General features: G+C 58.1%; 23 protein-coding genes, 1 tRNA gene and 2 pseudogenes. 10 read left to right on the forward strand and 16 right to left on the reverse strand.

Annotated elements, in window-relative coordinates:
- Window positions 1-49 precede the first annotated feature (49 nt).
- The 6 genes from BVH03_RS14195 to BVH03_RS14215 all read left to right on the forward strand — a co-directional run bounded on the left by BVH03_RS14195 (window position 50) and on the right by BVH03_RS14215 (window position 4225).
- Window positions 50-1018 carry a DUF932 domain-containing protein gene (locus tag BVH03_RS14195; protein WP_075961771.1) on the forward strand — a complete coding sequence of 323 codons (969 nt, stop codon included), beginning with the start codon at window positions 50-52 and terminating at the stop codon, window positions 1016-1018.
- A 78-nt stretch (window positions 1019-1096) separates the two neighbouring features.
- On the forward strand, window positions 1097-2098 hold the full coding sequence (locus BVH03_RS14200) for a YqaJ viral recombinase family protein (RefSeq protein WP_075961772.1): 1002 nt from the start codon (window positions 1097-1099) through the stop codon (window positions 2096-2098).
- A gap of 80 nt (window positions 2099-2178) precedes the next feature.
- Complete coding sequence (locus BVH03_RS14205; protein WP_075961773.1) at window positions 2179-3123, forward strand: hydrolase or metal-binding protein; 945 nt, start codon at window positions 2179-2181, stop codon at window positions 3121-3123.
- Between the two features lie 18 nt (window positions 3124-3141).
- Window positions 3142-3639 carry a JAB domain-containing protein gene (locus BVH03_RS14210; RefSeq protein WP_075961774.1) on the forward strand — a complete coding sequence of 166 codons (498 nt, stop codon included), beginning with the start codon at window positions 3142-3144 and terminating at the stop codon, window positions 3637-3639.
- Window positions 3640-3650: 11 nt separating this feature from the next.
- Entirely contained in the window at window positions 3651-3827 is a 177-nt protein-coding gene (locus BVH03_RS26360) for a hypothetical protein (protein ID WP_168175619.1), read from the forward strand.
- A 92-nt stretch (window positions 3828-3919) separates the two neighbouring features.
- On the forward strand, window positions 3920-4225 hold the full coding sequence (locus BVH03_RS14215) for a hypothetical protein (protein ID WP_177344910.1): 306 nt from the start codon (window positions 3920-3922) through the stop codon (window positions 4223-4225).
- Window positions 4226-4244: 19 nt separating this feature from the next.
- Here the strand turns inward: BVH03_RS14215 and BVH03_RS14220 are convergent, their stop codons facing one another.
- Window positions 4245-4592, reverse strand: coding sequence for a helix-turn-helix domain-containing protein (locus BVH03_RS14220; RefSeq protein ID WP_075961776.1), 348 nt, complete (start codon window positions 4590-4592; stop codon window positions 4245-4247).
- Between the two features lie 127 nt (window positions 4593-4719).
- Here BVH03_RS14220 and BVH03_RS14225 point away from each other — a divergent pair, with 127 nt between their 5' ends.
- The 3 genes and pseudogenes from BVH03_RS14225 to BVH03_RS14235 form a co-directional block, all read left to right on the forward strand.
- Window positions 4720-5073 (forward strand): hypothetical protein, encoded by a 354-nt coding sequence (locus tag BVH03_RS14225; RefSeq protein WP_075961777.1) that lies wholly within the window; start codon window positions 4720-4722, stop codon window positions 5071-5073.
- A 23-nt stretch (window positions 5074-5096) separates the two neighbouring features.
- Complete coding sequence (locus tag BVH03_RS14230; protein WP_256574704.1) at window positions 5097-5915, forward strand: hypothetical protein; 819 nt, start codon at window positions 5097-5099, stop codon at window positions 5913-5915.
- A 240-nt stretch (window positions 5916-6155) separates the two neighbouring features.
- Window positions 6156-6344, forward strand: a pseudogene (locus BVH03_RS14235) (transposase); the annotation flags it as partial.
- Here BVH03_RS14235 and BVH03_RS14240 read toward each other — a convergent pair.
- The 4 genes and pseudogenes from BVH03_RS14240 to BVH03_RS14255 form a co-directional block, all read right to left on the reverse strand.
- Window positions 6332-6484, reverse strand: a pseudogene (locus BVH03_RS14240) (antitoxin); the annotation flags it as partial. The pseudogenes BVH03_RS14235 and BVH03_RS14240 overlap by 13 nt on opposite strands.
- Before the next feature lie 123 nt (window positions 6485-6607).
- Window positions 6608-7555: an inovirus-type Gp2 protein gene (locus BVH03_RS14245; RefSeq protein ID WP_075961778.1), complete on the reverse strand. Its 948-nt coding sequence runs from the start codon at window positions 7553-7555 to the stop codon at window positions 6608-6610.
- Between the two features lie 326 nt (window positions 7556-7881).
- A complete protein-coding gene (locus tag BVH03_RS14250; protein WP_075961779.1) occupies window positions 7882-8109 on the reverse strand; it encodes an AlpA family transcriptional regulator in 228 nt (75 codons plus the stop codon).
- Window positions 8110-8162: 53 nt separating this feature from the next.
- Window positions 8163-9536, reverse strand: a complete 1374-nt coding sequence (locus tag BVH03_RS14255) for a hypothetical protein (protein WP_143485969.1) — start codon at window positions 9534-9536, stop codon at window positions 8163-8165.
- A 162-nt stretch (window positions 9537-9698) separates the two neighbouring features.
- On the opposite strand from BVH03_RS14255, the gene BVH03_RS14260 reads away from it, so the two are divergent.
- Window positions 9699-10349: a hypothetical protein gene (locus tag BVH03_RS14260; RefSeq protein WP_168175620.1), complete on the forward strand. Its 651-nt coding sequence runs from the start codon at window positions 9699-9701 to the stop codon at window positions 10347-10349.
- 158 nt (window positions 10350-10507) lie between these two features.
- Here BVH03_RS14260 and BVH03_RS14265 read toward each other — a convergent pair whose 3' ends face one another.
- From BVH03_RS14265 to thrS, 11 genes are all read right to left on the reverse strand, one after another.
- Window positions 10508-10837 carry a type II toxin-antitoxin system RelE/ParE family toxin gene (locus BVH03_RS14265; RefSeq protein WP_075961782.1) on the reverse strand — a complete coding sequence of 110 codons (330 nt, stop codon included), beginning with the start codon at window positions 10835-10837 and terminating at the stop codon, window positions 10508-10510.
- Window positions 10834-11070 carry a type II toxin-antitoxin system ParD family antitoxin gene (locus BVH03_RS14270; protein WP_075961909.1) on the reverse strand — a complete coding sequence of 79 codons (237 nt, stop codon included), beginning with the start codon at window positions 11068-11070 and terminating at the stop codon, window positions 10834-10836. The genes BVH03_RS14265 and BVH03_RS14270 overlap by 4 nt, the downstream gene beginning before the upstream one ends.
- An 808-nt stretch (window positions 11071-11878) precedes the next feature.
- Window positions 11879-11955, reverse strand: a tRNA-Pro gene (locus BVH03_RS14275).
- A gap of 88 nt (window positions 11956-12043) precedes the next feature.
- Window positions 12044-12400 (reverse strand): MerR family transcriptional regulator, encoded by a 357-nt coding sequence (locus tag BVH03_RS14280; RefSeq protein WP_013791840.1) that lies wholly within the window; start codon window positions 12398-12400, stop codon window positions 12044-12046.
- On the reverse strand, window positions 12381-12683 hold the full coding sequence (gene ihfA, locus BVH03_RS14285; protein WP_013791841.1) for an integration host factor subunit alpha: 303 nt from the start codon (window positions 12681-12683) through the stop codon (window positions 12381-12383). Before ihfA ends, BVH03_RS14280 begins: the two co-directional genes overlap by 20 nt.
- A 3-nt stretch (window positions 12684-12686) precedes the next feature.
- Window positions 12687-15062 carry a phenylalanine--tRNA ligase subunit beta gene (gene pheT / locus BVH03_RS14290; RefSeq protein ID WP_075961783.1) on the reverse strand — a complete coding sequence of 792 codons (2376 nt, stop codon included), beginning with the start codon at window positions 15060-15062 and terminating at the stop codon, window positions 12687-12689.
- A gap of 45 nt (window positions 15063-15107) precedes the next feature.
- Entirely contained in the window at window positions 15108-16124 is a 1017-nt protein-coding gene (pheS, locus tag BVH03_RS14295; RefSeq protein ID WP_013791843.1) for a phenylalanine--tRNA ligase subunit alpha, read from the reverse strand.
- A gap of 129 nt (window positions 16125-16253) precedes the next feature.
- Window positions 16254-16610, reverse strand: a complete 357-nt coding sequence (gene rplT, locus BVH03_RS14300; protein WP_013791844.1) for a 50S ribosomal protein L20 — start codon at window positions 16608-16610, stop codon at window positions 16254-16256.
- Window positions 16611-16637: 27 nt separating this feature from the next.
- A complete protein-coding gene (gene rpmI, locus BVH03_RS14305; protein WP_013791845.1) occupies window positions 16638-16832 on the reverse strand; it encodes a 50S ribosomal protein L35 in 195 nt (64 codons plus the stop codon).
- 59 nt (window positions 16833-16891) lie between these two features.
- Window positions 16892-17443 carry a translation initiation factor IF-3 gene (gene infC / locus BVH03_RS14310; RefSeq protein ID WP_170833973.1) on the reverse strand — a complete coding sequence of 184 codons (552 nt, stop codon included), beginning with the start codon at window positions 17441-17443 and terminating at the stop codon, window positions 16892-16894.
- Window positions 17443-19365, reverse strand: a complete 1923-nt coding sequence (gene thrS / locus BVH03_RS14315; protein ID WP_075961784.1) for a threonine--tRNA ligase — start codon at window positions 19363-19365, stop codon at window positions 17443-17445. The genes infC and thrS overlap by 1 nt, the downstream gene beginning before the upstream one ends.
- Window positions 19366-19589: the final 224 nt, after the last annotated feature.

Raw genomic sequence — 19589 nt, forward strand, 5'->3', positions numbered from 1 at the left:
CGCTGCCGCGCAGCGCTTTATGCCGGCTATGGCTCAAAGGAAACTCACCATGGCTCATCAAATCGAACAAATGGCCTATGTCGGCCAAACTCCTTGGCACGGCCTGGGCAACAATCTACCGCGCAAGCAACCCATCGAGGTCTGGCAGCGTGAAGCCGGCATGGACTGGCAGATTCTCGAAAGCCCGGTGCACTTCAAGTCAGAAACAGCTGGCCACCTGGGCGCGATTCATTCCTTCCCCGAGCAGAAGGTGCTCTTCCGCTCGGACACCAAAGCACCGTTGTCGGTGGTTTCCCAGCGCTACCACACCGTACAGCCGCGAGAGGTGCTGGAGTTCTACCGCGATCTCACCGAGGTCTCTGGCTACGAGCTGGAAACGGCGGGTGTACTCAAGGGCGGTCGCAAGTTCTGGGCGCTGGCACGTACCGGCCAAGGTGCTGTGCTCAAGGGTAACGATCAGGTCAACGGTTACCTGCTGTTGGCCACGTCCTGCGACGGCACCCTGGCCACCACGGCAACGCCAACCACGGTGCGGGTGGTGTGCAACAACACCCTGACAGTGGCCCTGGACGGTACCAGCCTAGCGATCAAGGTGCCGCACAACACCCGCTTCGATCCCAAGGTGGTGAAGAAACAGCTCGGCATCGCCGTCTCGCAATGGGACGACTTCATGTATCGCATGCGTGCGTTGGCCGAACGCAAGGTGCAGTGGCATGAGGCCCTGGGCTTCTTCATGAATGTGTTGTGCGAAACCTCACCGACCAGCGCCCTGCCGGAAGTGCTGCCGAACGAACGCGCCCTGCGCAAGGTGCAGGAGCTGTACGAAGGCCGAGGGCGTGGCTCAAACCTGGATTCAGCTCGTGGTACCGCCTGGGGACTGCTTAACGCCGTGACCGAGTTCGTCGACCACGAGCGCCGGGCACGCAGTACCGAATACCGCCTGGACTCGGCCTGGTTCGGCCAGGGCGCGCAGATCAAGCAACGTGCCCTGGACACCGCCCTGCAATTGGTCGCCTGACCTCTACCCTCCTCACCCCATAACGCCCGATCAGCCTCGTCGCTGATTGGGCGTTTCTATTTCCGCATGGTGAACATAATGAAAGCGACTCCGTTGCGCAGCACCGGCAAGATTCGCCCGGCGCTGCGCCTGATCAGTACCAAGGAACTGCCCCGCGAAGACTGGCTGGCCGTGCGCAAGCAAGGCATCGGCAGTTCTGACGCGGCGGCTGCAGTCGGCCTCAATCCCTACAAATCGCAACTGGAACTGTGGCTGGAGAAAACCGGTCGCGACGCCAGGCTGCCGAAGGCCGACCCGCATGACGAGCAAAGCCCGATGTACTGGGGCAACGTGCTGGAACCCATCGTGGCCTGGCACTACAGCAAGCGTACGAAGCACAAGGTGCGGCGCATCAACGCCGTGCTGCAGCATCCAAATCCCGAGCTGCCATGGATGCTGGCCAACATCGACCGCGAGGTGATCGGCGCCGACGACGTACAGATCCTCGAATGCAAGACAGCCGGCTTGAACGGGGCACGCCTGTGGAAAGAGGGCGTACCCGAGTATGTAGAGTTGCAGGTGATGCACCAGCTTGCCGTCACCGGCAAACAGGCGGCGGATGTGGCTGTGCTGATCGGTGGCCAGACGTTGGAGATCCATCGGATCGAGCGGGACGAGCAGATGATCGCCCGACTGATCGAAATCGAACGGCGTTTCTGGCACTACGTGGAAACGGATACACCGCCACCCGCCGACGGCAGCGCCTCGGCCGAGCTCGCCTTGCGCTGCCTCTATCCCGAGGACAACGGCCAAACGCTAGACCTCAGCGGTAATGCCGGCCTGGCAGCAGCCTTCCTGGAATTGAAGGCGGTACGCCAGTCGATTGCCGAGAAAGAAAATCGCGAAGCCCAACTCAAGCAGCGCCTTCAACAGGCCATGGGCGATGCCACGCGTGTGGCGTTTTCCAACGGCAGTATCACCTGGAAGAAAGCCAAGGACAGCGTAACCCTCGATGTAGCGCGCCTACTCAAAGACAAGCCCTATCTCCAGGCGAAATACCCGATGCTGAAACCCGGCTCACGTCGCTTCCTGATCAACTGACTTCCCAACTCCCTCCCCCTTGGCCAGCACCCGCAGTTCGCACTGCTGGGCTGGCTTTTTTCGTTTCCAGGAGAACCACCATGTTGAAAGGCCTGGCAATCACCCCGCCCGTGCTGGGGCGCATCTCCATCGGCAGGGTCGTCGAGAAGAACGGCAAGCGCCTGCCCGAGAAAGACGACCAGTTCACCATCACTTCCCAGGTACAGAGCAAGGATGGCTGGCTGCTGCATCCGCTCAATGACGAGCTGCGTCAGGGTATGGACGACAAGCTACGCAGCATCCCGGTACGCCTGCTGTTCAACGAACCTCAGCTGAATTTTCGCGCCGACTACACGCTGTTCGATCGGCAGTCTGGACGTCCCATATGCCTGGGCAATGGCGAGACCTGCAAACGGGTCACTCAGGATGGCATGCAGTCGTTGCCCTGTCCCTCGCCGGATGCCTGCCCACTGGCCAAGGGCGGTGCCTGCAAGCCCTACGGCCGACTGAACGTGGTCATTGGCGATGACGACCCGCTGGGTAGCTTCGTATTCCGCACCACCGGCCTCAACAGCATCCGCGCCCTGGCGGCTCGCCTGCATTACTTCCAGGCCCTCTCCGGCAACCGTCTGGCGTGCCTGCCGCTGGAGCTGCGTCTGCGCGGCAAGTCCACCCGGCAAAGCCATGGCACGCCGATCTTCTATGTCGACCTCGCCTTGAGAAATGGCATGGGCCTGGAAGCAGCCTTGCTCGCCGCCAGGCAACTCGATGAGGAGCGACAAGCCGCCGGCTTCGACCAGGCCGCGCTAGACGCCGCCGCACGGCAAGACCTCGGCAACGGTGCGTTCGAGGACAACGATGAAGACAGCGCTGCCATCACCGAAGAGTTCTTCCCGCCCCAGGACGATTCACCACGCCCACCGGACACAGCAGCGACGGCCAGCCCCACCCTGGCCGCCAAGCTGGAAGCCCAGGCGCAGCGACATGCTACCCCGCCACAAACCACCGAACGCAGACCCACTCCGCAGCGCGCCAAACGTGCATGACTCTCCTGGAGCCTTTCCATGAAATTCCATAAGTTAAAGGCCGGCGAAATCGCCGGCAGCTATGTCGTCGATTCGCCTGTCACAGAGGCGGACATTCTGCGCATGGCGCAGCAATTGGCTACCAGCCGCCTGGCTCGCGGCCGCGCCTTGACCGAGCCGGCCCAGGTCTTCGCCCACCTGCAGATCCTCCTGCAGCAGCACCGGCACGAGATTTTCGCCCTACTGCTGCTCGACAGCAAACACCGGGCCATCGGCTTTCACGAAGTCTTTCGCGGCACGCTCGACGCGGCCTGCGTTTATCCGCGGGAGGTGGTGAAGATCGCTCTGGAGCACAATGCGGCTGCCGCGATCCTGGTGCACAACCACCCCTCCGGCGATCCCCAGCCCAGCCAGGCCGTTCTCATCCTCACTCGAGCTCTGAAGAGTGCGCTCGCCCTAGTAGGCACCCGCACCCTGGATCACATCATCGTTGGCCACGAAGGCTGCGCATCCCTGGCCCAACTGGGCCATCTGTAAGGAGAACGACCATGTTCGCACTGCGCTTCATCGGCTTGCTATTCGTGTTCATCGGTGTGCTTGCCAGTTGCTCGGCAGTTGTCGCGCTGTTGCTACTGATGCTGCGTTTCTGGCCAGTTCTGCTGATCGCCTTTCTGGCCTTGGGCGTTTTTGCCTGGCTGCTCAAGCGGGCCGACATTCAAGCCTGACGGCCACAAGGCGCTCGCCTCTGACGCCTGGCCGCCTCTACCTGCTGTTCCCCTTCAATCCCTCTGGAGCGATCACCATGACCATAAGGTGTTTGATCTGCAATTCTTCCGTCGTACTGTCTAAGGATGCCGCCAAGACCCTAGCCCATCTGATCGGCACCCTTGGCGGATTTCTCAATGGCATTCAGCATTCCATCGCCAGCCACCCCGCAGCTGCGGCTACCAAAAGCAACGATCTGGAACGAGCCTTCGACTTGATGATTGACGGCGTATCGGGCGCGGCCGCCAATTGGGCCGACACCCAGGACTTCATCCGCGATGTCAGGAAACATCAGTTCATGAAGTACGACTGCCTGTGCCTGCGCTGCGGGGCGACGTTCGACAAGAAGAACGCTTGAAGCTTGCCGCGAATCCGCTTCATCCCTGCCCCAGGCGCCCGCTCAAGCGCTCGACCATCTCCACGAGCAACTGCCGGTCGGCCTGATTCAAGGACGCCAGCAAACGGCTGATGCGGCTGGCCTGGTCATCCGCACGCGGGCTGGCTTCACTGAGCAATTCAGTGGCTTCGCAGCCGAAAATTGAGGCGAAGTCGAACAGGCGTTCGACATTCGGCATGACGATGCCACGCTCGATTCGAGACACGGCTTCAATTCCAATACCAAGCCGCTCCGCCACCTGCTCCTGTTTCAGCCCACTAAGACTACGCTGGCGCGCTATCGCCTGCCCCACAAGCTTCTTCAGTTGCGCTGAGTCAGTCAACGTCATGCCCTCCATTCCAACCTGAATGGTTGAGCATCAACCTATTGACATGAAGGACTCTGAAAACCGAGACTCAACCCAAAAGGTTGTTCCCACCCCTTCCATACATATATTTCGATAAGGGACTCAGCATATGACCGTTGTGAATGGCCTCAATCAAAGCCAAATAGAGGCTCTTTTGAGATCTCGCGCCTCGTTCGAAGTAGTTGGACTCAGAGGGAATTTTATGAAGGGCATCAAATTAGTTGAAGCCATGATCGAAAGCCAAGGGATGAAATGTAGGGTCAGGAGTGACGTTAAGAGTTCGCTAGCCCAAGGAGGTGTCCTTGGCATCGCACTTGGCGTCATATCTGCCCCAATAACTGCAACCATGGCCGGCATCGGAGTAGCAGCGAGTGTTGGACATACCCTTGCGACTTACAACCCAGACTACGAAATAATAAAAGATTACATCAATAAGAAACTACACGTAATTTGCAAAAAATAACCAACCAACAGGGACGTAACCCCATGAAGTTAAAAATTAACAGCTTGACGATAGCAGCAACTATCCTAGTTTCCTTTTCTACTAATACTACACGAGCTGCAGACTATGGTTATCTATACCCTCCTTTGCTACCCAACGAGCAGAGCGTGAATGACCTTCCATATGCCATCCCTTGTGCTGAAGCAAAAAATCAACATGGAGCCTCCTTCTACCGTTGCACCTGGTTTGTCTTACCCAGAAACATTACACAGTGGGACTCCCAACAACAACGCAACGTCACATTTAGCAACCATGTAAGCGGGAGATGCATTAGAGGCACATGCAGAGCAAGCAATGGATCCGGTGTCTACGGGAGTTATAGCAGGGACTTTCCATTCAGCGTCTCAATTTATTACTACATTCACGAAAGTACTGATGGCTATCCAATCGCATACCGTATTGATGGAGGTCCTGCTAAAAATGAAAACACTGTCAGCTACGCTCAAGCGAAAGGTATTTTAAATAATTTTTTACTTGATCACGGCGTAGATGCCGATAGTGTCAAGCAAAGCATGAGTGCTTATGACCTCGACATAGCCACGGTAGATAGTGATGCAGAAAAAGACCTCGAATACACCGACAGCAAGCCACTGACAAAACCTACCAAGACCATAGAGATCAAGGAGGCGTGGTGCAATCCACGCGCTGACGATGAATGCACCGTGAACGGTCAGAAGGTATCAATAGCAGATCTGAATCAATACCTGCCACAGGTATATGAGCTAGAGATACTTAATGCAGGAGGCTATTGCGAGTACCCAATTTGCTATGACCAAAATGACAAGCCAGTAGGTCTCCGCTGAAGTTAATAACTTGCACCTCAAACTCCAGACACTATTTGGAATCTATCCTTACGAAGATACCCGTCCCCTAACAAGCGACGACAGACAACCTAAGTGAGCAGCCGAATGCTGCTCACAGGTTCGGCTCTGTTTTTTTTGCTAGCTTCTGTACGAAAAGTCGGTGTGGTTAGAATTGCCGCCATGATTGTCTGAAGGCCCGCATGACAAGGCGCTAACGATCTATCCGACGCATCGTGGGAGTTGATCAAGGATCTGGTTTCTCCAGAGCAAAAGATGGGTCGCCCACGCAACGATGATCGCCTGATGCTCCACGGAATTCTGTGGACTCTCTGCTCAGGCGCTGCTTGGCGCGATCTGCCGAAACATTTTGGGCCGTGGTCGACGCTGTATCAGCGTTTTCGTGACTGGGGCGACGGCGACTCGTACAACTCGGCCGGAACCAGGTAGCTCATGACGCGATTGTGGTTGAGCACCGCAACCGTCATTCCATCCGCATTGGCCATAACTCCGGATGGATTTTTCTTCAATTCGGGCACGCTGACTGCGATGTCGGCAAGAATGCTCTGCATACCAAGCCCCTAGATTTGATCTTTATTTAGGTCATAAAAGAGACGATGCGGCGAGCATCCACGTTGGGCCGTTCACCCCATTGCCCAGCGTGGAAAACACGTTGCCTCAGCGTCATGCAGGTATCAGAAAACCTGCCCCTTACGCAGGCACCTGGCCCCCTGCGGCCTCAGCAAAAGCCGCTGATTATCCTTGACCAGATAGCGCACGGCCTGGTGGACGTTGGTGCGAGCCTTCCGATCGTTTCGGCGAAGGGTGCCGACCGCGCATCGCTCCCCATAGCGTGCCTTGTCATGGTTGCAGCTATGAAAGCATCCCTGGCCGCGAGTGATGTGCTCCCACAGCTCGCCGATCTGCTGGGCCTTGTAAAGGTCACCACGTACCTCGGCGCCGTTGAAGAAGAAAGCGGCATGGATGTGGTAGCCCCGGCTCTCCCCTTGCTCCACCGCGCAGATGTAGCCGGTGAGATGCTTGAAAATCGGGTTGCGCACACGCTCGGCAATCAGACTGTCCAGATCATCGAAGACGTGCTCGGCCCGCAATCGTGCTCGGGCTACCGAGAGGTAGAACAGGTCGATCCTGACCACCACGCTACGCGAGTAACGATCAAGCACGGAATCAACGTAATCGACGATTCCGGTTTCCTGCTGCCTGGCCTGGTAGCGATGGTCATCCTTCCTGCGTAGATACCGGGGTTCTCGAATCAATTGGCGGATCCGGGCGACAAGGACGTTCATACTCTGGTGATAATCCAGGTAGTCCGTTCCCTCCTCGTCCAGACAGACAGGGCCGCGAGGGCTGCGCTCCAGCCCAACATCCTGGCAGGCCTCCCAGAATGCCTGAAGGTGTTCGCTATAGCGGTACTCACCACCTTGGTCGAACAGGTCGACCATCTGCTGGATATGATCGAAGTATCGAGAGAGTTGGGTTCGCTCGACCCGCTCCAACCCCGAGCGTATTGGCTTGAACCTGAATGCCGGCGCGTCGTGGCTCTCGATGGCCTGGACAAGCCGTTGAATCTGGATGGCGATATCGGATTGCGACAGGCAAGCATGGATGGGGCGTTTAGTCATGGGTAGGTACCTGATGGTTTAAGACATACAGGTACGGGGATGTGTACTTTTTAACCGATGATCTATTCCCTGATTAGAGCCTGGATGATGCTGCGGGATGAGATGACTCCTATGAAAAGGGTTAGATAGATAGCTAACTCCTATTTCAATAGTACCAGCCAGTCCGCCATTGACTTCCCTAAGCCAGGCAGGGCAACGAGGAGCCACATTGCCGCGCCTGCCGGAGAAAAAACCATCAACCATCTGGGTGAGTTAGCTGAGGTTGCACCCAGCCGGCATAAGCGTCATGACCAGCCGTAGCCAGCCATGACGCCGATGGTCGATGATCAACCAACCACCCCCAGGCGGCCAAATTGGCTTGGAGACTTCTCGGCCGAATCGCGTTCCTCGATCCTTGCCAGGATCCAGTCATGCACCTCGCTTTCGACCCAGGCGACGCAACGATCCCCCAGAGAGACTGGTTTGGGAAAGGTGCCATCCCCGATGTACTTGTAGATGGTCGAGCGGGCCAAGCCGGTCGAATCGATGACTTCTTTCAGGCGAATGATCCTCATGAACGGGCTCCTCGTATTCGTTCAGAGGATTGGCGGGGGCAGTAAAATTTGAACTATTTAATCACTAGCCGCATGGCTGGGTATGACGCGAGCCCATAGTGAATCCGATCAATCAGGTTGATATCGGCTTCTGCACTGTACGACTTGGGGTTAACGATACGAGGGCTTTCCTCCAGCAATATCGTGCACTCGGATAGCCACTCAGGAGGTGGCCGCAATAGCACCGTAATGATCGAACATCCCTTGTCCTGTAAAACCGGAAGTATGCTCAAGCCTCGCGAGTCGAACTCGATCCAATCCGCCTGCCCGAATCTTGACCTGTAATCCCGAGCGATCTTGAGCACCTCGCCGTGAAAATAGGCGATAACAGCTTTCCATTCCTTGTCAGCATCGTCCTGGCCGCCTTCGGGCGTGGACGGCTTTCGCAAGTTTTCCTCAATCTTTTCTCGAACCCAGCCATCGTCGACAAAATCTTTATCTCCGAGCTCACGCCAGTGGCGTGCAAGCAATTCGGATGCATATTGCAGGAGCATGATTTGCAGAAGTCTGAAAATCCGTCCTCCTTGGCCAGTAAGAAATCGGATCACAGCTTGGGGCGTTTCAGTTTGTGCTCGGTTGCCATTTCTGGCGCTCTTAACATCTCTCCATAGCCTTTCCTCGTGTGAGATACGCCTATCATCTTCCCAGCCCAGTCGGTGTACCACGACGGCACAGTTTCGCTTCAATCCAAAAGCGGGATGGTTCAGGTTGAGAAAATAGGTACTCGAGATCTTCCCGGCCCTGAAAACCGAGCTTGATGCTCCCGGCACGTAGCTACGGATCAGCCCCACCGCCAGCAACCGCTTGAGCCGATGTTTCAAACTCTCGGCATCCAGCCCCGTCAGTCGGATCAATTCCAGGTTGCTCACCCCGGTTACTTGCCCGAAGCGATCGGCACGCGCCAATAACGTTCCCAGCAGCAATCGGTTGGATGCACTCAAGCGACCACGAGCACCTGGCGGCGCAGGCTTTCCAACACTCGTCACAGCCGTCCTCTTCGCTTCGGTCTTTGGCGCTGCCCCCAACATCTCTACCGTCAGATCGTCTTCAGAAAACAGCCGCTCGAGGAGCTTGCCTTGCGCTCGGTCTGCATTTTTCTTTTCCATCAGCAGCGCCATCTCTGTGGCAACGATCCGGTAAGTGACTGCCGGTCGCCCTCGCCCAACACCTCTCGACAGTCGGCATACCGCACCGCAAGCAACGAGTTCGCCGAGAGCACCGCTCACCATCCGCTCGGAGACATGGAGCCATTTGGCCAGCGCCTTGGCATTGCCGGGCGTCTCGTCAGCACCATCGCGTAAGGCACGGCAAGCCATAGCCTCCAGCAGAAATCTCGCGTCTGCACCACAGCCTGCCAAGCTCACACTCATGTAATCGATAGTCAGCACAGCCCGCAATCCGACTTCAAATAAACTACAGTTTATACACCCTGTAAAAATTTATTTAAAGACACGTGTTACAAACGTATAACGTTACCGTAACTAAAAAACCATTGCATTATGACCATGACAGAATTACAAAAGAGCGCATCCAGACCAGAGGGTGGGAAGGTGGCTGAGAGCAACACGAAGTGGCTGCGTCAAAACGAGTGGGAATGGGCGGAAGTCTATTTGCGGAAGCGCGCCCCCAGAGAAATCTTCCTGGGTCAATTCGATAAACCGGGATATGCCAGGACGGCACGGATAATCGAGGATATCGAACAAACCACGGAAGGAATGAAACTGATCGAGCGCCTAAAGAACGCACTACGGCAGCGTAGATACCGCTCTCCGAGCAATGGCAGGCAGGCGTGCACCTTCTCCCTCCCGACAAAAACTGTGACAAGGCTCCGCCACCTGGCCAACAAGTACGAGCAAACGGAAACCTCGATAGTCGCTGCACTCATCGATGGCCTGGACGACATGACCAAGGCGCAGCAGGCACGGGAAGAGCAGTTGAAGAAAACCGCACAGATCGAGCGACAAGCAGCCAACCTTGCGAAGTCCCCCCTCAAGGCCCAACTGGAAGAGGCCATGAAGCAGTTGGAGCGCCAAGTCGAGCTTGTCGTCATGTGGGAACTGTCACTGGAGGCAGCCCAGCCACCTTTCGAGGGAGATGAAGCGGAAGCGCAACACGAGGTAGACAAAAGGATGAAGGACGTTCAACGAGCACTTCGCATCATTGCAGCCAAGCACGCAATCAGCAGTGAAAGGCTGATCTGAGTGCCTGTATCGCCCACCCGATCACAGTTGCTTGGATACCACCTATGAAAAGCTAGACCAGCCCCGGCCCGGTGACTTTCATAGACTCCCGTCTGCCTGTCGAAGCTATGCTTGGCGTGCAACCGGAAAGCGCCCGGCACCCATGTACATCCCTGCAACTAATGAGACACGCTTTCAATCAGCCATTCAGGAATGTCCCGCATGCCATGTAAAACGCGCCATACATCAACATGGTCATCGCGTTCAACGTAGAACACCAGATAGGGATAGCGCTTCAGCGACCAGTAAAGCAACCCTGGAAAACCCAGCTCATGGGCGTACCGAGACATACCCGAGGCCGGATGGCGGCTGATGTGGCTATAGGCATTTTCAAGGGCATCGATAAAACCGAGTGCAGGCTGCTCGGCCTGCTCACCAAGGTAATAGCTGACAGCGTCCTCTACATCCTGGCTGGCAAGGGCTCGCGGAATGACAGGCTTGGCCTTCATTCCCGAGCCTTACGAACCCTGGCGCGCAAAGATTCGAAGTAGGCACCATCCAGGGGAGCAGTGGGAGCCGATTCAGCCCCGGCCAGTAATAGACCACGGAGGTGCTGCCGATCCTGATCCTTGCGAATCAGCTCCCGCACATATTCGCTGCTGGTGCTGTAGCCTCGCTGGCTGACCTGGTCATCGACGAAGCTCTTGAGGGCGTCCGGCAGAGAGATATTCATGGTACTCATGGCTTTGTCCGCCTTTGACAAAATTTGCCAAAGTATACACCTCGAGCTATGAGATTGGCGCTCACCAGCTTCTGCTGGCGGATCCAATCTCTGCGGCAGATAACCATGATGGCCTGGGTTGTATAATGCGGCCTGCCCCCACCACATGCTTTTGACTCCAAAATAATGCAGGATCCCGCCGAATGAATAACCTTCGACTAGTTGCAACTGGCTGATGTCTTTCTCCAGCAGCGCTACCATCTTTTCTAATTGCCGTACTTCACCTTCTTTTCGTCGAGCATAGGAAATCACATGGTTGAGGTAGTCCCTATGCCTCTCAAGCTCGCTTGCTTGAACTCCGCCAAAACCGGCCGAAAGGTAGCTATCACGGACTGAATGGAAGGGATACAGAGCGCTTCGACGCTCCTCAGCTCTTTCAAGAAATTCGATAAAAGCCTTTGCTCGCTCCTCTCCAGCCAGCGCACTAACCATCTGCCCCCGCTCATCTTCAAGCTCGTTACGCGCAACCTGCAGCATTTCTTCAGCGATATGAATCTGATCAGAAATGACTTTATTGTCTAGCGGAGGACCTATCATCATGTGGTGATCTCAACTGCTAAATAGTGTTCGAAAGCTATCACTTGAAACCAGGCGCGTGCAGGATCTATGACGTTCGTCGAAGACCCCCTTGCCTTGGCCTCTCACTCGGCAGATTGCAGCAAAAAATACCGGTGGGGCAAAAAGTGGGGCAAAAATCGGAAGCGCTCAAAAACTACCAGGCATAAAAAAATCCAATCACCGCTAAGTGACTGGATTTCTTGAGGTTTTTTGGTCGGGACGGAGTGATTCGAACACTCGACCCCTTGCACCCCATGCAAGTGCGCTACCGGGCTGCGCTACGCCCCGACGGGTGTTGCTGGTGCCTTTGGCGTTAGCCGAAAGCGGGAGAAACTATAAACTAAGCATCTGAATTGTGGAAGGTTTTTCTTCGAATTCATTTGCGCAGGACGTGGAGTACATCCTCCAGCTCGGCGATCATCTGCTTGATGAGCTGCTTGTACTGGGTGGTGTCGTCCTTGGCTTCTTCGCCGGTCAGGCGCAGGCGTGCGCCACCGATGGTGAAGCCCTGATCGTACAGCAAGGCGCGGATCTGGCGGATCATCAGCACGTCCTGGCGCTGGTAATACCGACGGTTGCCGCGACGCTTGACCGGGTTGAGCTGTGGAAACTCCTGCTCCCAGTAACGAAGCACATGCGGTTTGACCGCACAGAGTTCACTGACCTCGCCGATGGTGAAGTACCGCTTGCCGGGTATGACAGGCAGTTCGTCGTTATGACTTGGTTCCAGCATAGGCTTCAACCCTGGCTTTGAGCTTCTGGCCGGGGCGGAAGGTCACGACACGGCGGGCCGTGATCGGGATCTCCTCCCCTGTTTTTGGATTACGACCGGGGCGCTGACGCTTATCGCGCAGATCGAAGTTACCGAAGCCTGAGAGCTTCACCTGCTCATTGAGTTCCAGTGCCTGGCGGATTTCTTCGAAGAAGAGCTCCACCAGTTCCTTGGCTTCTCGTTTGTTCAGGCCCAGCTCATCGTACAGACGTTCGGCCATCTCAGCTTTCGTCAGTGCCCCCATACGCTAGTTCCTTAACGTGGCGTTGAACCTTTGTTCCAGGGAGGTGAGGATGTTTTGCGTGGTGGTGCTCACCTCATCGTCATTTAGAGTGCGCGATGGATGCTGCCAGGTCAAGCCGACCGCCAGGCTTTTTCTATGCGGATCAATACCTTTACCCTGATAAACATCAAATAACCTGAGGTCGGTGAGCCACTCGCCGGCCTGCTCGCGAATGTCGGCCAACAGGTTCTGGGCCGGCACGTCACGGTCGACCAGCAGCGCCAAGTCGCGGCGCACTTCCGGGAAGCGCGACAGCTCCTTGAACGCCGGCATGCGGCCTGCGGTGATTTCGCTCAGCAGCAGCTCGAACAGGAACAGCGGCTGATCCAGGCCGAGGGCCTTGGCCAGCTCCGGGTGGATGGCACCTAGGTAACCGACCAGGCGCCCTTCGCGCTCGATGCGGGCGGTCTGGCCCGGGTGCAGGGCACTGTGCTCGCCCGGCACGAAGGTGAAGCTGGCGACGTCGCCTGCAGCGGCCAGCAGGGCCTCCACATCCGCCTTGGCGTCGAAGAAGTCGACGCTGTCACGGCCATGGGCCCAGCTTTCCGGCAGGCGGCTGCCGGTGATCACGCCGGCGAGCATTGGCTCTTGCTTCAGCTCACCCAGCTGGCCGACGAAACGCAGGCCGCTTTCGAACAGGCGCACGCGCGACTGCTGGCGGTTGAGGTTGTGCTCCACGGCCTTGACCAGGCCCGGCCACAGCGAGGCGCGCATGGCGGCCATGTCGGCGGAGATCGGGTTGGTCAGGGTCAGCGGCTTGACGCCCGGGCTGAACAGCTCGAACAGCTTGGGATCGATGAAGCTGTAGGTGATCGCTTCCTGGTAACCACGGGCCACCAGCAGGCGGCGCAGCATCGGCAGGTCAGCGACGGCTTCGGCCTTGGTCTGCGGCGCCAGGCGCGCTTGCGGATAACGCACCGGCAGGCGGTTGTAACCATACAGGCGGGCCAGCTCTTCGATCAGGTCGACTTCCAGGCTGATGTCGAAGCGGTGGCTCGGCACCTTAACCTGCCACTGCCCTGCTCCGCCTTCGACGCTCAGGCCCAGGGCACCCAGCAGCTTGACGATCAGCTCGTCGTCGAGCTTGAGGCCGAGCATCTGCTCGACGCGCTCGGCACGCAGGCTGATCGGCGCGACGCTTGGCAGTTGCGCCGAGTCGACCGCTTCAATGATCGGGCCGGCTTCGCCGCCAACGATCTCCAGCAGCAGCGCGGTGGCGCGCTCCATGGCTTCGCGGGCCAGTTGCGAATCCACGCCACGCTCGAAGCGGTGCGAAGAATCGGTGTGCAGGCCGTAGGAACGGGCCTTGCCAGCCACGGCGATGGTGTCGAAGAAGGCGCTTTCCAGGAACAGATCATGGGTGGTGGCGCTGACGCCACTGTGCTCGCCGCCCATCACGCCGGCGATGGCCAGGGCGCGCTGGTGGTCGGCGATTACCAGGGTGTCGGCACGCAGGGTGACTTCCTGGCCGTCGAGCAGCACCAGCTTCTCGCCCTCTTCGGCCATGCGCACGCGAATGCCGCCCTGGATCACGTCCAGGTCGAAGGCGTGCATCGGCTGGCCGAGTTCGAGCATCACGTAGTTGGTGACGTCGACGGCGGCATCGATGCTGCGCACGTCGGCGCGGCGCAGGCGCTCGACCATCCAGCGCGGGGTCGGCTTGGACAGGTCGACGTTGCGCACCACGCGCCCCAGGTAACGCGGGCAGGCTTGCGGAGCCAGCACTTCGACCGGGCGCACTTCATCGTGGGCCGGGGCGACCGCCGCGACTTGCGGGCGGGTGACCGGCGCGTCGTACAGCGCGCCGACTTCACGGGCGAGACCCGCCAGGGACAGGCAGTCACCGCGATTGGGGGTCAGGTCGACCTCGATGCTGACGTCGTTGAGCTCGAAGTACTCGCGGATGTCCTGGCCAACCGGCGCATCGGCCGGCAGTTCCAGCAGGCCGTCGTTGTCTTCGCTGATCTGCAGCTCGGAGGCCGAGCAGAGCATGCCGTTGGACTCGACGCCGCGCAGCTTGGCCTTCTTGATCTTGAAGTCGCCGGGCAGCTCGGCACCGATGGTGGCGAACGGAATCTTCAGGCCGGGGCGCACGTTGGGCGCGCCGCACACCACCTGGAAGGTTTCGCTGCCGTTGCTGACCTGGCACACGCGCAGTTTGTCGGCATCGGGGTGCTGCTCGGTGCTCAGCACTTCACCGACGATCACGCCGCTGAAGGCACCGGCCACCGGGCTGACGCTGTCGACTTCCAGGCCGGCCATGGACAGGCGCGCGACCAGTTCGTCACGGCTAGCCTGGGGGCTCACCCAGCTGCGCAGCCACTGTTCACTGAATTTCATGTTGTCTGTTCTCCTGATCGAATTCGATTACGAAACTGCTGGGGGCTAGCGAAATTGCGCCAGGAACCGCAGGTCGTTATCGAAGAACAGCCGTAAATCGTTGACGCCATAGCGCAGCATGGCCAGGCGCTCGACGCCCATGCCGAAGGCGAAGCCGGAGTATTTTTCCGGGTCGATGCCGCTCATGCGCAGCACATTGGGGTGCACCATGCCGCAGCCCATCACCTCCAGCCAGCCGGTCTGCTTGCACACGCGGCAGCCTTTGCCGCTGCACATCACGCACTGCATGTCGACTTCGGCCGACGGTTCGGTGAACGGGAAGAAGGAAGGACGGAAACGCACGCCCAGGGGCTTCTCGAAGAACACGCGGAGGAATTCCTCGATGGTGCCCTTGAGGTCGGCGAAGCTCACGCCTTCGTCCACGAACAGGCCTTCGACCTGATGGAACATCGGCGAGTGGGTGATATCGGAATCGCAACGGTACACGCGGCCCGGGCAGACGATACGGATCGGCGGCTGCTGGGCTTCCATGGTGCGTACCTGTACCGGCGAGGTGTGGGTACGCAGCAGCATGTTGGCGTTGAAATAGAAGGTGTCGTGCATGGCACGCGCCGGGTGGTGGCCCGGAATGTTGAGCGCCTCGAAGTTGTGGTAGTCGTTCTCCACTTCGGGGCCTTCGGCGATGCCGTAACCAATGCGGGTAAAGAACTGCTCTACGCGCTCCAGGGTACGGGTGACCGGATGCAAGCCACCGGACGCCTGGCCGCGGCCCGGCAGGGTGACATCGATACGTTCGGCAGCGAGCTTGGCACTCAGGGCCGCCGACTCGAGAATCTCTTTACGGCTGTTGAGGGCGTCCTGGACGCGCTCCTTGGCCGAGTTGATCAGCGCGCCCGCCTTGGGGCGTTCTTCGGCAGACAGGTTGCCCAGAGTCTTCATGACCTGGGTCAGCTCGCCTTTCTTGCCCAGATAGTGAACCCGCAGTTGTTCCAGGGCGTTCACATCGTCGGTGTGACTGACAGCCTCGAGCGCTTGCGAGACCAGCACATCCAGATTTTCCATTTACAGACTCCAGATACGAAACAGGGGAAGAGCTTGAAGGCTCTTCCCCTGTCGATGACGTTTAGAGTCGACCTGCGGGTTACGCCTGTCGCCTCTAGTGCACCGGGAAACCCGGTGATTGTCGGGGACTTAAGCCAGTACGGCTTTCGCTTTCTCGACAATCGCAGCAAACGCCGCTTTTTCGTTCACTGCCAGATCAGCCAGAACCTTGCGGTCGATTTCGATCGACGCTTTTTTCAGGCCAGCGATCAGACGGCTGTAGGACAGACCGTTGATGCGAGCACCAGCGTTGATACGAGCGATCCACAGAGCGCGGAATTGACGCTTCTTCTGGCGACGGTCACGGTAGGCGTATTGACCCGCCTTGATGACAGCCTGCTTGGCAACACGGAATACACGCGAACGTGCGCCGTAGTAGCCTTTAGCCAGTTTCAGGATTTTTTTGTGACGAGCACGAGCGATAACGCCACGCTTAACACGAGCCATGAGTAATTTCCTCTATCTTGACCGAGATTAACGAACGCGCAGCATGCGCTCGACTTTTGCCTTGTCCGACGGATGCATCAGCTCGCTACCGCGAAGTTGACGCTTACGCTTGGTGGACATCTTGGTCAGGATGTGGCTCTTGAAAGCATGCTTGTGCTTGAAGCCCGCAGCCGTTTTGAGAAAGCGCTTGGCAGCGCCGCTCTTGGTTTTCATCTTTGGCATGTTCGTAACTCCGCATTCAGTTGATATAGATAACCATAAGGCCTGCCGTGCCCTGGAGGTTATTTCTTGCGTTTGGGGGCGATGACCATCATTAGCTGGCGTCCTTCCATCTTAGGATGCTGTTCGACGGTACCGTGTTCAGCGAGGTCGGCTTCGACCCGCTTCAACAGTTCCATACCCAGCTCCTGGTGGGCCATCTCACGGCCACGGAATCTCAGAGAGATCTTGGCCTTGTCCCCTTCCATCAGGAAACGTACCAGGTTGCGTAGTTTTACCTGGTAATCCCCTTCTTCCGTCCCTGGACGAAACTTGATTTCCTTGATCTGCTGCTGGTGCTGGTTCTTCTTGGCAATGGCAGCTTGCTTCTTCTTCTCGAAGAGGTGCTTGCCGTAGTCCATGATCCTGCACACAGGCGGCTGGGCGTCGGCAGAGATTTCTACCAGGTCCAGCTTGGCCTCTTCAGCGATCCTAAGCGCTTCATCAATAGAGACGATGCCAATTTGCTCACCGTCAGCGCCAATTAACCGAACCTCGCGTGCCGAGATATTCTCGTTGATCGGAGCCTTCGGGGCGCCTCGTTTATCTTGTCTCATATCACGCTTAATAATGATTACTCCAATTCTTGGCGACCACGCCGGGAAACCGCTTGCGCGAGCAATTCAGTGAATTGAGCGACGGGCATGGAGCCCAGATCGGCACCCTCACGAGTGCGCACAGCGACAGTTCTTGTCTCGACTTCCCGATCGCCGATCACCAGCAGATAGGGAACCTTGAGCAAAGTATGCTCGCGGATTTTAAAGCCAATCTTCTCGTTCCTCAAGTCCGACTTGGCACGAAATCCGTTTTGATTCAACGTTTTTTCGACTTCGAGGGCGAAATCGGCCTGCTTGTCGGTAATGTTCATGATCACCGCCTGGGTCGGCGCCAGCCACGCCGGGAACACGCCGGCATAGTGCTCGATCAGCATGCCGATGAAGCGCTCGAACGAACCGAGGATGGCACGGTGCAGCATGACCGGGCGCACGCGGCTGTTGTCTTCGGCGATGTAGCTGGCGTCGAGGCGCTCCGGCAGGTTCGGATCGTACTGCAGGGTGCCGCACTGCCAGTTACGGCCGAGGCAGTCGCGCAGGGTGAACTCGATCTTCGGGCCGTAGAACGCGCCCTCGCCCGGCTGGTATTCCCACTCCAGGCCGGATTCGTTCAGCGCATCGGCCAGTGCGCCTTCGGCGCGATCCCACAGCTCTTCGGAACCCACGCGCTTGGCCGGGCGAGTCGACAGCTTCATGGCGATGTCGGTGAAGCCGAAGTCCTTGTAGACGTCCAGGGTCAGCTTGATGAAATCGGCCGCTTCCTTCTTCACCTGTTCTTCGGTGCAGAAGATGTGCGCATCGTCCTGCACGAAGCCACGCACGCGCATGATGCCGTGCAGCGCGCCGGACGGTTCGTTGCGGTGGCAGGCACCGAACTCGGCGAGGCGCAGCGGCAGGTCACGGTAGGACTTCAAACCCTGGTTGAACACCTGCACGTGGCACGGGCAGTTCATCGGCTTCACCGCGTAGTCACGGCTTTCCGACGAGGTGGTGAACATGTTCTCGGCGTAGTTGGACCAGTGGCCGGAGCGCTCCCAGAGGATGCGATCGACGACCTGCGGGGTCTTGATTTCCAGGTAACCGTTCTCGCGCTGCACCTGGCGCATGTACTGCTCGAGCACCTGATAGACGGTCCAGCCGTTGGCGTGCCAGAACACCATGCCCGGTGCTTCTTCCTGCAGGTGAAACAGGTCGAGCTGTTTGCCGATCTTGCGGTGATCACGCTTCTCGGCTTCTTCGATGCGCTGGATGTAGGCCGCCAGCTGCTTCTTGTCCGCCCAGGCGGTGCCGTAGACGCGCTGCAGCTGCTCGTTCTTGGCGTCGCCACGCCAGTAGGCGCCGGACAGCTTGGTCAGCTTGAACGCCTTGAGGAAGCGGGTGTTGGGCACGTGCGGGCCGCGGCACATATCCACGTATTCTTCGTGGTAGTACAGGCCCATAGACTGCTCGCCCGGCATATCGTCGACCAGGCGCAGCTTGTAGTCTTCGCCACGGGACTTGAACACGTCGATGACTTCGGCACGCGGCGTCACTTTCTTGATGACGTCGTAGTCCTTGTCGATCAGCTCTTTCATGCGCGCTTCGATGGCGGTCACGTCTTCAGGCGTGAAGGGGCGCTCATAGGCGATGTCGTAATAGAAGCCATCGTCGATGACCGGACCGATGACCATGCGCGCAGTCGGGTACAGCTGCTTGACCGCGTGACCGACCAAGTGGGCGCAGGAGTGGCGGATGATCTCGACGCCCTCCTGGTCCTTCGGCGTGATGATCTGCAGGGTCGCATCGTTTTCGATCAGGTCGCAGGCGTCGACCAGACGGCCGTCGACCTTGCCGGCAACGGTGGCCTTGGCCAAGCCGGCGCCAATGGATTGCGCCACCTCGAGTACGGATACCGGGTGATCGAACGAACGCTGACTGCCATCGGGAAGAGTAATGGTGGGCATGGCGCCTCCTCTCCTAGTGGTGACCTCTACCAAAGGCCACATGGGTTGGGATGAGCCAGTAAGCGATCCGGTGGCGTATCTGCCATACAGAGGCAGGGGCCGTGAGGCCAACCGAGAACGAACCGCAGTCACTGGAGGATGTGAAACGGTGGATGCTTTCAGAATCGCGCGAGCCTGACAAGGCAAACCGGCCATCTTCGAGAAACTCCGAAGCACCGGGCGCA

This window comes from Pseudomonas sp. PA15(2017), from assembly GCF_001945395.1.
In the GTDB taxonomy this organism is placed as follows: domain Bacteria; phylum Pseudomonadota; class Gammaproteobacteria; order Pseudomonadales; family Pseudomonadaceae; genus Aquipseudomonas.